The organism is Nocardia cyriacigeorgica NBRC 100375, assembly GCF_000308555.1.
Taxonomy (GTDB): Bacteria; Actinomycetota; Actinomycetes; order Mycobacteriales; family Mycobacteriaceae; genus Nocardia; species Nocardia cyriacigeorgica.
In genome coordinates, this window is sequence record NZ_BAFY01000163.1 from 1 (window position 1) to 14064 (window position 14064).

A 14064-nucleotide genomic window follows, 5' to 3' on the forward strand; every position below is an offset into this window, starting at 1 on the left:
TCGTCGGCCGGCGGCGCCGGTTCGGGAGTGGGCGCGGGCGACGGGTCGGGCTCGGTCGGCGCCTGCGCCGGGAAGACCCGGTTCTGCGCCGCCGGAGCCTGACCGGTGGCCGGCGCGGGCGCGGTGCCGTTCGGCGCGGTGCCGTTCGGGGCCGGAGCGGTACCGTTCGGCGCCGGCGTGCCGGTGGCGGGCGGCTGGGTGCCCTGGCCCGGCTGCGGCGCCGGCGCGCTGCCCGGTGCGGGCGCGGCCTGCAACACCGGCCGGATGTACAGCTTGGCGGTGGTGGCCAGCGAGCGTGCCTGCTGGCTGTCGTCGCCGGGCACGGTGATCACCAGATTGTCACCGTCGATGACGACCTCGGAGCCGGAGACGCCGAGGCCGTTGACCCGGTTCTCGATGATGCCCTGGGCCTGCTTCAGGCTGTCCTGGCTGGGCTTGCTGCCGTCGGGGGTACGGGCGGTCAGCGTGACCCGGGTGCCACCCTGCAGGTCGATGCCGAGCTTCGGTGTCGGGGATTTGTCACCGGTGAAGAACACCAGCGCGTAGATCACGGCCAGTAGCGCGGCATAGACACCGAGCAACCTGAACGGATGCGCCGATCCCTGGGAAGGTGGCACAGTTGGTCATCTCCTAGGCGAAGTCGAGGTGGAACAGGCGGGCACACGCCGATGACGCCGGGTGCCGTGCGGTTCACCGCAGGGGGCAGCCGGCGCATGAGCGGACGGTCAGTCCTTGGTCAGCCGGGTTTCGGTCTGCTCGGCGGTTTCCTCGGTGGTGGTACCGGGCGCCTCGTCGGCTTCGGTGTCACCGGTCGTCACCTCGGCCTCGTCGTCGACGCGAACCTCGCGGATCGCCTGACGCAGCCAGGTGGTGACGACCTCCTCGGCGATCTCGAGATCGACGGTCGTGTCATCGACCTCGACCACGGTGCCGTACAGACCCGACGTGGTGATCACCTGGTCGCCGACCTTCAGGCCGTCCTGCATGGCGGCGACCTTCTCGGCCTCCCGCTTCTGGCGGCGGACGCCGAGGAACATCGGCACGAGCAGGGCTACCAGCAGCAGCGGAAACAGCAGTTCCATCGTCGAAGTCAGTCCCTAGTCTGTGGGTGGGAATGGACAGGTACTCACACAGTCTGCCAGCTCCGGTCGCCGGCACCGCACCCGCACACCCCGGAGGACGTGCGCGCCATCGGCCACCGTAGCGCGCGCGAGCGGGCCCCGCGACAGAAACCGCGGGGGCCGCTGCGATACCGGACTCAGGCGCTGCGACCGTAGACGTAGTCGTCGAGCGGGAAGCTCACCGCTTCCCGATGCGCGTTGATGGTGCTGGTCGGGCGCAGCAGGGCCGCTTCACCGTGCTGGTTGAAGTAGTAGCTGCGGGCGGTCGAGCAGCTGCCGCCGTAGAACACCGAATCGTCGAGTTTGCTGGTCACCCGGTCCAGGAACTCGCTATTGGCGCGTTCGGTGACCTCGAAGGTCGTCTCGCCGCGCCGGAACAGCTCGCCGAACAGCCTGCCCATGTGCTTCATCTGGGCCTCGATGGTGGTGAAGTAGGACAGCCCGCTGTAGGAGTAGGGGCTGTTGAGGCTGAGGAAGTTGGGGAACTTGGGCACGGTGATGCCCTCATAGGCCTGGAACCTGTTGTCGCGCCAGAACTTTCCGAGGTTCACCCCGTCACGGCCGATGATCTCGATGGCCGGGAAGTTCACATCCCACAGGTTGAACCCGGTGGCCAGGATCAGGGTGTCGATCTCGGTCTTGTGGCCGTCGGCGGTGACGACGCCGTCGGGTTCGATCCGTTCGATCGAGTTCGTCTCCAACCGGACGTGCGGTTCGTTGAACGTCTTGAAGTACTGGTTGGAGAAGGTGGGCCGCTTGCAGCCGAAGTCGTAATCCGGGGTGAGCTGTTTACGGGTCTGCGGATCGCGCACCTGGGCCCGCAGATGAGCCTTGGCCAGCAGCGCCGCGCCCTTGTTCATGAGTTTGGCCTGCCGGAAATGCAGTACGCCGACGACCATCAGCGCCTCGAGCATGCTGGTGTTGACCAGCCGCGCGGCCTTCTGCGTCACCGGCGCGGCGGCGAACAGCTTCTGCACCGGCGCCGGGATCGGCGCGTCCACCTTGGGCACCACCCAGATCGGGGTGCGCTGAAAGACGGTCAGCTCGCGGACCTGCTTGGCTACCTCGGGCACCAGTTGCACACCGGTGGCCCCGGTGCCGATGACGGCGGCCTTGCGGTCGGTGAGATCGATGTCGTCGTCCCAGGCGGTGGTGTGCAGGATGGTGCCCTCGAACGAGTCGATGCCGGGGAACGGCGGGGTGTAGGGCTGGGACAGGAAGCCGGTGGCGGCGAGCAGGTAGCGCGCGGTGAGGGTCTCGCCGCCGGCGATGGAGACCACCCACTGCTGGTCTTCTTCGTCCCAGCGGGCGCCGTCGACGGTGGTGCCGAAGCGCATCCGGCGGCGCAGGCCGTACTTGTCGGCGACGTGGTCGGCGTATTTCTTCAGCTCCGAGCCCGGCGCGAACAGCCGCGACCAGTACGGATTGGGTTCGAAGGAGTACGAGTAGGTCACCGAGGCGATGTCGACGGCCAGGCCCGGATACCGATTCACATGCCAGGTGCCGCCGAGATCGTCCTCGCGTTCCAGGATGACGAAATTACTCAGGCCGAGCCGGTCCAGCTCGATACCTGCCCCCATTCCGCCGAAACCCGCACCGACAACGATCGCATCGAACCGAGGCGCCACGTCGAACCTCCTGCATTCTGAACCAACTCTCCGGGAATGACACATCATTCCGTTTGTGACGACAGTATCATCGCAGATGTGACGAAGCCATCCACGCGGGCCGAACGACGTAAGGCCGAACTGCGCCGAGACATCATCGACACCGCTTTCGTGTGTTTCGCCGAGAAGGGCTATCACGCGACCGGCATCGCCGATATCGCCGCTCACCTGGGCATCGGGCACGGCACGTTCTACCGCTACTTCAGCAATAAGCGCGACATCATCGACCACGTCATCGACGATCTGGCCGCCAGGATCATCGAGGCGCTCGGCACCGAGAACGCCCCCGACGCGGCCACCAGCCTCGACGAATACCGCGAGCAGATCGACCGCATCGGCACCGCGCTCACCCGCATCCTGGTCGAGGACCGCCGGGTGGCCCAGCTGCTGCTGTTCCACGCCACCGGCATCGACGACGAACTCACCGAACGGCTGTACGGGCTGCTCGACACCGCCGACATGCTCACCGCGGGCTACCTCGAGCACGGCGTCGAACTCGGTTACCTGCGCGATGACCTCGACACCGTGAACACCGCGCGAGCGGTGACCGGGATGTTGATGGCCGGGGTGGTGCACGGGCTGCGCGATATGGACGAGGCCGGGATCGCGGCCCTGAACGAGGCGATCCGGCGCCTGCTCATCGAGGGCGTGCGCAAACCCTGATCCGGCGGCCGGTGCCCGAAAACCGGCCCGAAGCACGGTAATCCGGCCCCGGTGCTGTCACAATGACGGCCGTGACTCCCGAGGATGTCGGACGGACGACGTTCGCCTTGACCCCGCCCGGACTTCGCGGCTATCGCACCGACGAGGTCGACGCATTCCTCGAGCTCGTCGCCGCCACCCTCGGCGGCAGCGGCGTGCTCACCGCCGACGACCTGCGCCAGGTCAGTTTCGGCGCACCGCGCGGTGGCCGGCGCGGCTATCGCGCCGAGCAGGTCGACGAATTCCTCGATCGGGTGCGTGCCGAACTCGAGTTCCGCCAGCGCGGAGTGCGGCCGGTGCCCGCGGCCGCACCGGGCCCGGCGCCGGCGCGCTTGCTGGCCCCGGCGGATGTGCACCGGATGCGGTTCACGCCTGCGCCGCTGGAGCAGCGCGGCTATCACGTCGAGGAGGTGGACGCGTTCCTCGATCTGGTAGCAGCGACGCTCGCCCATGACGGGCCGGGCAGTCTGACCGTCGACGATGTGCGCGCGGTGCGGTTCACGGTGGCGCGGCTCGGTGTGCGCGGGTATCAGCGCGACGAGGTGGACGCGTTCCTCGACCTGGTGGTCACCGCCTTACAGCAGCCCGTCGGTCTGCGCTGAGAGCGGGCGCTCAGTCGAACAGGTCGAGCGTCGGATGCGGTTCGCGCCCACGGACTTCGATGGAACCGAAGACCAGATCGGGCGGGGGCACCAATCCGAGATGCTCCCATGCCGTCGCGGTCGCGACGCGTCCGCGCGGGGTCCTGGCGATCATGCCCGCGCGGACCAGGAACGGCTCGCACACCTCTTCCACGGTGGCGGCCTCCTCCCCCACCGCGACCGCGAGCGTCGATACACCCACCGGGCCACCGCCGAAACCACGAACCAGCGCACCGAGGACGGCCCGGTCGAGCCGATCCAGGCCGAGCACATCGACGTCGTAGACCTCGAGTGCGGCGGCGGCGATCGGGCGGGTGATCCGGCCGTCTGCGCGGACCTCGGCGTAATCGCGGACTCGACGCAACAGCCGGTTGGCGATGCGCGGGGTGCCGCGCGAGCGCCCGGCGATCTCGGCGGCGGCGTCGTGGTCGATCTCCACGCCGAGAATGCGGGCCGACCGTTTCAGGATGCCGAGCAGCTCGCTCGGTTCGTAGAAGTCCATATGTCCGGTGAAGCCGAAGCGGTCACGCAGCGGGCCGGTCAGCGCGCCGGACCGGGTGGTGGCGCCGACCAGCGTGAACGGCGCGATATCCAGCGGAATCGAGGTGGCGCCCGGCCCCTTGCCGACGACGACGTCGACCCGGAAATCCTCCATCGCCAGGTACAGCATTTCCTCGGCGGGGCGGGCCATTCGGTGGATCTCATCGATGAACAGCACATCGCCCTCGACCAGGTTGCTCAGCATGGCCGCGAGATCGCCCGCTCGTTCGAGGGCGGGGCCGGAGGTGATGCGCAGGGCGGTACCGAGTTCGGCGGCGATGATCATCGCCATGCTGGTCTTGCCGAGCCCCGGCGGGCCCGACAGCAGGATGTGGTCGGGGGTGCCGCCGCGCCCGCGGGCACCGCGCAGCACAAGGGCGAGTTGTTCGCGCACCCGCGGCTGGCCGATGAAATCGTCCAGCGATTTCGGACGCAGGCTGGTCTCGATATCGCCGTCGGCGCTGGAGAAGTGGGCATCGACCGGTGAGTGCTCGTCGTCGTAATCCATACCGGCCTACCGATTCTTGCCCAGCAGGCCGAGCGCGGCACGCAGGGCGGCGGAGGTGGTGGCGGCCGGATCGTCGGCCAGGACGGTGTCGACGGCGGATTCCGCCTGTTTGAGCGGGAATCCGAGTCCGGTCAGGGCCTCGACGACCTGCTCGCGCACCGGTGTGACGACTGCCGCGGGTGCGCTGCCGGGCGGACCCGACTGGACGGGAACCAGATTCACCTTGTCGCGCAGCTCGACAACCATGCGTTCGGCACCACGTTTGCCGATGCCGGGTACCCGGGTGAGGGCCGCTACGTTGCTTTCGGCCAGCGCCTTGCGCAGCGCCTCGGGTTCGAGCACCGCGAGCACGGCCATGGCCAGACGGGGACCGACACCGGAGACGGTTTGCAGCAGGCCGAACAGGTCGCGAGCCTCGGTGTCGGCGAAGCCGTAGAGCGTCATCGAGTCCTCGCGCACGATCATCGCCGTGTACAGCCGGGTCTGTTCGCCGCGGGTGAGCCAGGACAGGGTGGCCGGGGTGGCGTTGAGCCGGTAGCCGACGCCCGCGGCCTCGACCACCACATGGTCGAGCGCGATCTCGACCACCTCACCGCGTATCGACGCGATCACCGGCGCACCGCCTTTCGTTGTCGCTCCAGCTTCTCGGCGTACCGCTTGCGGGCCTGCTCGGCCTGCGCCTCGGCGCGGGCCATCCGTTCCATCAGCGGCGCACGCCAACAATGACAGATGGCCAGGGCGAGTGCGTCGGCGGCGTCGGCCGGTTTCGGTGCCACCTGGAGCCCGAGGATCCGGGTGACCATGGCGGTGACCTGTGCCTTGTCGGCGCTGCCGTTGCCGGTGACGGCGGCCTTGACCTCGCTGGGGGTGTGGAAGGCGACCGGGATGCCGCGCCGGGCGGCCGCCAGCGCGATCACGCCGCCCGCCTGGGCGGTCCCCATGGCGGTGCGCACGTTGTGCTGGGCGAAGACGCGCTCGATCGCGACCGCACTCGGGCGGTGGGTATCCATCCAATGCTCGGCCGCGTCGGCCACGCGCATCAGCCGCAACGCCAGATCCAGGTCGGCGGGGGTGCGCACGACGTCGACATCGAGGGCGGTGACCTTCCGGCCCACGCCGCCGTCGACCATGCTGAGCCCGCACCGCGTGAGCCCGGGGTCGACACCCATCACCCGCACGGAACACCCCTTCGGACACGCGAACAGTTGTTCGAAGTCTAGTGGACCGGCAGCCCGGGCGGTTCCAGCGACACGACCGCCTCGACTGTTCCCCCGGTTCCCACGTCTGGCCGGGACCGTCCGAGACACGTAGGGTTCCGTGCCGCCGTGTTATCGCGAACGCGGCATCAGTGAACGGAGAAGTAAGAGCGTGTCCCCCTTGGCGAAGATCGCTGCCGTCGCCGCGGTGGGTGTGATCGGCCTGGCCCCGGCCGCAGCGCCCGCCCTCGCCCAGCGACCGTCCGAACCGCAGCAACCCGAATACGCGCCGACCATGCTCGTGCTCGATGCGTCCGGATCCATGCTGGCGGCAGATCCCGGCGGCGGCACCAAGATGGATGCCGCGAAGACCGCAGTGCGGACATTTGTCGCCTCGGCTCCGGAGGCTTCCGAGGTCGGTTTGACCGTCTACGGCACCGAGACCGGAAATTCGGACGCCGAGAAGGACGCGGGCTGCCGCGACGTCAGAGTCCTGCAACCCGCCGAGCGCATCGACAAGTCCGCGCTGACCGCGGCGGTCGATCAGATCGTCCCGCGGGGCTACACCCCCATCGGCACCTCGCTGCGTACCGCGAACGACGCGTTGCCGAAACAGGGGCCGCGCTCGATCGTGCTGGTTTCCGACGGTCTGGACACCTGCACCCCGCCCGACCCATGCGAGGTGGCCCGCGAGCTCGAGGCGCAGGGCACCGATCTCGTCGTGCACGCGATCGGTTTCGGGGTCGACGATGCCTCCCGCGCGCAGCTGACCTGCATCGCGCAGACCACCGGCGGCACCTACACCGACGCCGTCGACGGCAAGGCGCTCGAGCAGGCGCTGCCCCGGGTGAGCGCGGCGGCGTTGCGCAACTACGCCGCGGTCGGCACGCCGATCACCGGCGCCGCCGACTATCGCAGCGCGCCGCTGGCCGGCCCGGCCCAGTACCTGGACGTCATCGACCACAAGAAGCCGCGCTACTACGCGGTGGACGTGCCCGACGGCGCCACGGCCTACTTCACCGGCACCGTCTCGTTCCCGCGCCGTGACGGCGACTGGTCGTCGGTGAACCGGCTCGACCTGAAGGTGTTCGGCTCCGACGGGTCCGATTGCGGGGTCACCGGAAAGGAGCTGACCGGCAGCGCCGACGACGGTGTCGCGCTCACCGTCAGCACGGTCTGGGACGGTGCGGCCGAGAACGGCTCCGGCGGCAACGAGGCGTGCTACGGCGGCGGACGCTACTACTTCACCCTCGAGTGGGGCGCGGTTTCCGAGGGCATGCCGGCCCAACTGCCGCTTGAGGTTTCGATCGGAGTCGAGTCCGCGGTGTCGGATCCCGGCGCACCGGCGGCCTCCGAGCCGGTCGCGTTCACCGCGCCGAACGGCCCGGTGGTGCCCGTCGTCGGCGGTGGCTCGTTCAACGTGGCCGCGACGCTGCCAGGGTCCGGCCGGTTCACCGACACGGTGCAGCGCGGGGAGTTCGTCTTCTACCGGGTGAAACTCGACTGGGGCCAGGGTCTGGCCTACCGGGTGCGGTTCGGTGCGACCCCGGGCCGCGGCAGCGAGCACACCTCCAATGTGGAGACCGTGCTCTATTCGCCGTACCGCGCCGAGATCGAGTCCGACACCGGCGCCTACACCGGCTCCGAGCAGTTGCTGCCGTCTGGTAAGCAGCTGGCGACCGTGCCCGTCCGCTACGCGAACCGGGAGGAGGGCGGCGAACTCGTCACCCAGTCGGTCGCGGGCTGGTACTACATCGCGGTGAAGGCCGGGCAGACCGTCAGTCCGGACAAGCGCGCTGCCGGGGTGCCGGTCGAGTTGGAACTCAGCGTCACCGGGGATCCGGAGCCGGGACCGCAGTACCGCAGCGGCACCGGCGAGACCTTCGGTAAAGAGGGCAAGTCCGCGCAGGCCACCGACCCGGAAAGGGTGAGCGCCGCCGGTGATTCCGGCGACGAGGGTGTGCCCGCGGTGGTGTGGGTCGCGACGGCGCTCGGTGTCTGTGTCATCGCCGCGATCGTCGTGCTCGTCGTGTTGCTGCGGCGGCGCGGCACGCACTGATCCGAAGAAGCGGTCCGGAGATGCTCACGGGCTGATCGACCGTAAGCACCTCCGGACCGGCCCGGCGCACGGCCTTGCCCGGCGGCGAGGTACGCACCGATCGATTGCGGGGCAGACTCGGCCGGGGGCACCCTTGGCCCGGTCTGTCGCGCCTATCCGGCGATGAGGCCGATACGCTGGGCCACCCACGGCAGCTCCCGGGCCAGGCCGGTCGACCAGACGCGCCAATCGTGGCCGCCCGGCAGTTCGAGGTAACCGACCGCCATCCCCGCGTCCCGAGCGTCCGCGTAGGCACGGCGTGAACCGGGCAGGGTCTCGGTGTCGTCGCTGCCCACCACGAAGATCCCGGCACTGCCCGGGTAGCGCCGCCCGGCCAGCAGGTCGTGCGGATTGGCGCGGGCATAGGCTGCGGTGTCGCCGTCGAACACGCCCAAGGTGTGTTCGCGGTCGGTGAGATTCAACTCGGCTTCCGCGGACATGGCCAGGAAAGTCGGGTAGATCTGCGGATACCCGGCAGCCAGTTGGAGCGCGCAGGTGCCGCCGTAGGACAGCCCGCCGATCGCCCACGCCTGCGGATCGGGATCGACCGACAGGTGCGCGCGGATCCAGTTCGGGACGTCGGTGGTCAGGTAGGTCGCCACCTCGGCATGCGGGCCGTCCGCGCACAGCGGGTCGTTCCAGGTGCTGCCGGTGCCGTCGGCGACCACGACGATCGGCGCCAACCCTTGATGGGCGCGGGCGAACGCGTCCATGGTCGCGGACAGGCCGCCGCTGGTGGCCCAATCGCGCGGGCTGCCCGGCTGGCCTGCCAGCAACACCAGCACCGGCAGTTGAGGTCGCGGGTCGGCGAAATAGGCTGGGGGAAGATAGATTTCGGCCCGTCTAGCCTGGAAACCGGACACGGCTCCCGGAATGGGAGTGCGGGTCAACCGCCCTTCGGTGGGCAGGCCGGGCGGCGGCACCCAGCCCTGCTCCACCGGCTCGACGTCCGGGCGCAGCCGCTGGGGCGCGGCGATCTCGCCGAACGGGACCTCGTTCAACTGCTGGGTGCCCAATGCGGCGCCGAGCGTCGGGTAGGCGTCGTAGGCCTGGTTGATCTGGTTCGCGCAGGCCGTCAGCACGATCGTCGCGGTGACCGCGACCGCGGCCATACGGGCCGAACCGGGCCGCCGGACGATGGGCGCGCCGACCAGCAGCACCGCGAAAACACCGAGGCCCACACACGCGTAGACGCTCATCCCGAGCGCATCGGGAATGAGCCGCAAGACCGAGCGGACCAGGTAGGCCCCGCCGGCAGTGATCGCGACGGCCGCTATCGCGCAGACCGCCACCGTCCGGGACGCGGGCGCCCGGCGACCGGTCAGCAGCCAGGCCAGCCCGGCGACCGCGGCCAGCGTCAGCGCGACGGGCAACGGTCCGGACAACAAGGACCACGTCGACACGACGCTCACCGGCCCATCGTCGTGGTTCGGTGACCTCCGGCGGGCACGAGGCGCTCACCGCCGACCCCGCACGCCGTGCCGATGACCGTACGGTCACCAGAAGCGCTTCGACGTAGTCGTGATCGCCCCGGCCCCGACGCGGGCGCCGGGCGCCCGCTGTCGAACGATGCCGTGGGGCTCAGCACCCGGCCAGGGTAAGCAGCCGGACGCCGCACCGGCTATGGCCTACATCGCACAATGCGCCTTCATCAGGCATTTCTCAGGCTTGGGCAGGCGCCGGGCGCGGGTTACCTGCGGGCGGGCTCACTCGCTCGGATACTTGTAGAACCCCTCGCCGGTGGCCACGCCGAGTTTGCCTTTATCGATGTAATTCTCCTTGAGGAAGGCCGCGAAGCGCTGGGCGGCCGCGTCGCCGTGCACGGAGATGTTGTACGGGGTGGTGAGACCGATGATGTCGAAGATCTGAAACGGCCCCATGGGGGCGCCGGTGGCGATCTTCCAGGTCTTGTCGACGGTCTCGGGTTCGGCGTAACCGTCGGCGACCAGTTCGCCCGCCGCGTTCAGGAACGGCACCAGCAGCGAGTTCAACACGTATCCGGCCTTTTCCTTGTGCAGTTCGATCGGCACCATGCCGATATCCTTCGCGAACTGCACGACCGTACGGAATACCTCGGGGTCGGTGTCGGCGGTGCCCATCACCTCGGCGGTGTTGAACGCCCAGACCCGGTTGGCGAAATGCAGGGCCAGGAAGCGGTCGGGGCGGCCGGTGGCGTCCTTCATATCGCTGGGCAGCAGGGTGGAGGAGTTGGTGGCGAAGATCGTCGCCGGTGGGGCCAGCTTGCCCAGCTCGGTGTAGGTATCGACCTTGATCTTCAGCACCTCGGGGATCGCCTCGATGATCAGATCGGCTTCCCCGGCGGCGTCGGCCAGATCGGCGGTGAGCCGGATCCGGGAGCGCGCGGCCTCGGCCTTGCCGTCCGCCGCACCCGCCACCTCCTGGCGATAGGTCTGCACCAACTCGTCGAACCGGGACGCCGCCTTCTCCAGCGCGGCGTCGGCGATGTCGTAGGCGACCACATCGAAGCCGCTGTAGGCGGTCTGGAAAGCGATCTGTGAACCGAGCACGCCCGTGCCGAGCACGGTGACCTTGCCGATGGTTGCGGTCATAGCCCTGCCTTTCCCTGACGGACACCGGTCACCCGCGCGGGCGCCGACGATGAAGGTCCCGAATGAAAAAGCCGATCTCCCAGCACGCTACTAGGCGGTCCCAGCGGCGTCGACCAAGTCGATCGGACCGAGCGAGTTCATGCGACAGCGTGAGATCCTGCCGTGCCGAAACCCTCGGCCAGCAACGCCGCGAGCCGGCGAAGCCGAGCCGCCGGTTGCCCGCCGCGCCAGACCAGCGCCAGTCGTGAGTCCTCGCCGAGGCCATCGACCGGGAGGTAGCGGATATCGGTTCGCTGATTGCGCTGTGCCGTCGGCCGGCACACCAGCATCGCGTGGCGGCCGCTCGCCGCCACAGCCAGTCCCTCCTGGATGGTGGCCACCTCGGCGCTGGAGGCGATGGCGCGGCCGAGCGGCGTGAAGCGCGGTGTGTGCGCAGCGTGCCAGTAATCGGGCGCGTCACCCGCGAGGGCGACGAGATCGGCACGGGCGAGGTCTTCGGCCTCGATCCGTTCCCGGTGCGCCAGTACGTGGTCGCGGCCTACGGCCAGCAGCCTCGGCTCAGGCGGGAAGGCGTAGCCGACGGTCAGGTCCGGCTCCTGCACCGGCAGCAGAACCACCGCGGCCTCGATGGCATCGGCGCGAAGCGCGCCGAACGGGTCGCCCAGCGGTAGTTCCCGCACGCTCAGGTCGGTGCCGGGATGCTCGGCGATGAACCTGCCGAACGCGCTGGTCACCGTCTCATAGGCGGTCCCCTGGAAACCGAGACGCACGATGTCGCCACAGCTGGGGCGAGCGCGCTCTCGCTGGTGGTCCACGGCATCGACCAGGTCGCGGTATCGCGGCCCCACCGAACCCACGAACTCGAGCCCGAACTCGGTCAGGGCTACCCGGCGGCTGGTCCGCTCGACCAGACGTGCGCCGATCTTGCGTTCGAGCGCCGCCACGAGCTGGCTGACCCGACTCTGGGATACCCGCAGCCGCTCCGCGGTACGACCGAAGTGCAGCTCCTCGGCGAGGACGAGCAGCGTTTCGATCTCCCGAAGGGGCAACTCCGGCATGGCGTTTCCTCTCGACCGGCTATCGGATCCGCACCGATGAGCTCAGCTCATCGAACGATGAGCTGATCGCCGTTGTTCCGCCGTCCGGCGGCTCGTTGACTGGATCCCGTGTCCATCGTGAATCGAATCCGCACCGCACCACACGACGACCCGATGACCACCCCCGGGGGTTGGGGCGCGATCGCGGTGCTCGCCCTGGCCACCTTCGTGGTCGTCACCTCCGAGATGTTGCCGGTCGGCGTGCTGACACCGATGTCGCGAGGATTGGCGATCTCGGCGGGCAGCACCGGTTTCAGCCTCGCCATCACCGGCGTCGTCACCGCCGTCACGGCGCCGGTGGTCGTGCGGCTCATCGGCGCGACGGATCGGCGGCTCGTGCTGGCCGCGGCGACCGCGGTCCTCGCGGTGGGCAACCTGGTGACCGCGCTGGCCAATGGTTTCGCGGTACTGGCTGCCGGGCGGGTGATCGTCGGGGTCGGCATGGGCGCGGTGTGGGCGTTGGCGGCCGCGGTCGCGCCGCGCCTGGTGCGCCCGCGGCACAGCGCGGCGGCGGTATCGATCGTCGTCGGTGGTGTCGCGGTCGCCTCGGTGCTCGGTGTGCCCGTCGGGACTTTCGTCGGTGAGCTGGCCGGCTGGCGCAGTGCGTTCGCGCTACTCGCGGCAGCGGCGCTGGCTCTGAGTCTCGCGCTGGTCCTGGTGTTGCCACCGCTGCCCCACCCGTCCACCCGCACTTCTGCGGGGACCGCGTCCGCACAGTGGTGGCACGTGCCTGCGGTGCGGACCGGACTCGCGGTGATCGTCTTCATCGTGACCGCGCATTTCGCGGCGTACACCTATGTGCGGCCGGCACTGGAGCAGCTGGCCGGCCTGGACGCGTCGGCGATATCGGCGCTGCTGCTGATCTACGGCGCGTTCGGGCTGGTCGGGAACTTCACCGCCGGCGCGGGCGCCGCACGCCATGCCAGGATCACCCTGCTCGTGCTCGTCAGTGGTGTCACGATCGCTCTGCTCGGGCTCGTCCTCGCCGGTGCCCTCGCGGGCGCTGTGGTGGCGGTGGCGATCTGGGGGCTCGCCTACGGCGGACTGTCGGTCTGCGGTCAGCTCTGGATGAATCAGGCCGCACCGGAGCATCGCGAGCAGGTGACAGGTGTGTACGTCGGGGTGTTCACCGGCAGCATCGCGCTGGGTGCGTTCGCCGGTGGGATCGTGATCGACGCCGTCGGGCTGCATCCCCTGCTGTGGGCCGCCATCGTGACGGCCGTCGCGGCGCTACTGATCGGCGCGGTGGGGCGGGCGCCGCGACGGTGAGCCCGATGGGTCCGGACAGCCCGGCATGTGAGCGGCGAAGGCGTTGTAGGCGCGTTCGTCGAACAGGACGAAACGAACTTCGCGTACCGAAGTATCGGTCCCGGTGACGGTTTCGACGGCGATGCGGGCGCCGTCGTCGATCGGCCAGCCGTAGATGCCGGTCGAAATCGCCGGAAACGCGACGGTGCGGGCGCCGAGTTCGTCGGCGACCCGTAGCGATTCGCGATAGCAGGAGGCCAGCAGCTCGGAACGGTCCTGTCCGGCCGACCAGACCGGGCCGACGGTGTGGATGACCCAGCGGGCCGGGAGGTTTCCCGCGGTGGTCGCCACCGCCTGACCGGTCGGCAGCCCCTCGCTGTATTGGGACGCGCGCAGCTCCCGGCATTCGGCCAGGATGGCCGGACCGCCGCGCCGGTGGATGGCTCCATCGACTCCCCCGCCGCCGAGCAACGACGAATTCGCGGCGTTCACCACCGCGTCGACGTCCTGTTCGGTGATGTCACCGCGTACCAGCCGCACCTTGACCATGCCTCGATTCTCATCGGCGGACCCTGGCCACGCCACCGCTTCCCGGCCGATACCGCCGATGCCGCGCGGCACATCGTTGGCAAACCGATGCGCATACCGCTGGCGAATGTCCCGCGCACGCGACCCG

13 protein-coding genes and 1 pseudogene are annotated in these 14064 nt (G+C 69.4%); 4 read left to right on the forward strand and 10 right to left on the reverse strand.

The genetic code is table 11. The features are described 5' to 3' along the window. From RJ05_RS15320 to RJ05_RS15330, 3 genes and pseudogenes are all read right to left on the reverse strand, one after another. Positions 1-617 (reverse strand): annotated as a pseudogene (locus RJ05_RS15320) (protein translocase subunit SecD); the annotation flags it as partial. A gap of 108 nt (positions 618-725) precedes the next feature. Beyond that, positions 726-1082, reverse strand: a complete 357-nt coding sequence (gene yajC, locus RJ05_RS15325; protein ID WP_036537905.1) for a preprotein translocase subunit YajC — start codon at positions 1080-1082, stop codon at positions 726-728. Between the two features lie 176 nt (positions 1083-1258). Then, positions 1259-2749 (reverse strand): flavin-containing monooxygenase, encoded by a 1491-nt coding sequence (locus RJ05_RS15330; RefSeq protein ID WP_036537906.1) that lies wholly within the window; start codon positions 2747-2749, stop codon positions 1259-1261. A 36-nt stretch (positions 2750-2785) separates the two neighbouring features. On the opposite strand from RJ05_RS15330, the gene RJ05_RS15335 reads away from it, so the two are divergent. Both RJ05_RS15335 and RJ05_RS32745 read left to right on the forward strand, forming a co-directional pair. After that, on the forward strand, positions 2786-3451 hold the full coding sequence (locus tag RJ05_RS15335) for a TetR/AcrR family transcriptional regulator (protein ID WP_051016596.1): 666 nt from the start codon (positions 2786-2788) through the stop codon (positions 3449-3451). Positions 3452-3513: 62 nt separating this feature from the next. Continuing rightward, positions 3514-4092: a DivIVA domain-containing protein gene (locus tag RJ05_RS32745; protein ID WP_051016597.1), complete on the forward strand. Its 579-nt coding sequence runs from the start codon at positions 3514-3516 to the stop codon at positions 4090-4092. 10 nt (positions 4093-4102) lie between these two features. On the opposite strand, the gene ruvB is transcribed toward RJ05_RS32745, so the two are convergent. From ruvB to ruvC, 3 genes are read right to left on the reverse strand one after another with little or no spacing between them, the layout of a single operon-like run. Next, complete coding sequence (gene ruvB, locus RJ05_RS15345) at positions 4103-5179, reverse strand: Holliday junction branch migration DNA helicase RuvB (RefSeq protein ID WP_036537907.1); 1077 nt, start codon at positions 5177-5179, stop codon at positions 4103-4105. Positions 5180-5185: 6 nt separating this feature from the next. Continuing rightward, positions 5186-5791 carry a Holliday junction branch migration protein RuvA gene (gene ruvA, locus RJ05_RS15350; protein WP_036537908.1) on the reverse strand — a complete coding sequence of 202 codons (606 nt, stop codon included), beginning with the start codon at positions 5789-5791 and terminating at the stop codon, positions 5186-5188. Next, the gene (ruvC, locus tag RJ05_RS15355) at positions 5788-6357 is read right to left on the reverse strand and encodes a crossover junction endodeoxyribonuclease RuvC (protein ID WP_036537909.1); all 570 of its coding nucleotides are present in this window, start codon (positions 6355-6357) and stop codon (positions 5788-5790) included. Before ruvC ends, ruvA begins: the two co-directional genes overlap by 4 nt. 190 nt (positions 6358-6547) lie before the next feature. On the opposite strand from ruvC, the gene RJ05_RS15360 reads away from it, so the two are divergent. After that, on the forward strand, positions 6548-8434 hold the full coding sequence (locus tag RJ05_RS15360; RefSeq protein WP_373365062.1) for a vWA domain-containing protein: 1887 nt from the start codon (positions 6548-6550) through the stop codon (positions 8432-8434). Between the two features lie 152 nt (positions 8435-8586). Here the strand turns inward: RJ05_RS15360 and RJ05_RS15365 are convergent, their stop codons facing one another. From RJ05_RS15365 to RJ05_RS15375, 3 genes are all read right to left on the reverse strand, one after another. Then, positions 8587-9885: an alpha/beta hydrolase gene (locus RJ05_RS15365; protein WP_036537911.1), complete on the reverse strand. Its 1299-nt coding sequence runs from the start codon at positions 9883-9885 to the stop codon at positions 8587-8589. A gap of 294 nt (positions 9886-10179) precedes the next feature. Then, positions 10180-11094: a 3-hydroxyacyl-CoA dehydrogenase gene (locus tag RJ05_RS15370; RefSeq protein WP_138445508.1), complete on the reverse strand. Its 915-nt coding sequence runs from the start codon at positions 11092-11094 to the stop codon at positions 10180-10182. 86 nt (positions 11095-11180) lie between these two features. Next, complete coding sequence (locus RJ05_RS15375) at positions 11181-12101, reverse strand: LysR family transcriptional regulator (RefSeq protein WP_036537913.1); 921 nt, start codon at positions 12099-12101, stop codon at positions 11181-11183. 108 nt (positions 12102-12209) lie between these two features. Between RJ05_RS15375 and RJ05_RS15380 the strand changes: the two genes are divergently transcribed. Further along, positions 12210-13409 carry an MFS transporter gene (locus RJ05_RS15380; RefSeq protein WP_249040437.1) on the forward strand — a complete coding sequence of 400 codons (1200 nt, stop codon included), beginning with the start codon at positions 12210-12212 and terminating at the stop codon, positions 13407-13409. On the opposite strand, the gene RJ05_RS15385 is transcribed toward RJ05_RS15380, so the two are convergent. After that, positions 13371-13937: an O-acetyl-ADP-ribose deacetylase gene (locus RJ05_RS15385; RefSeq protein WP_051016602.1), complete on the reverse strand. Its 567-nt coding sequence runs from the start codon at positions 13935-13937 to the stop codon at positions 13371-13373. The genes RJ05_RS15380 and RJ05_RS15385 overlap by 39 nt on opposite strands. Positions 13938-14064: the final 127 nt, after the last annotated feature.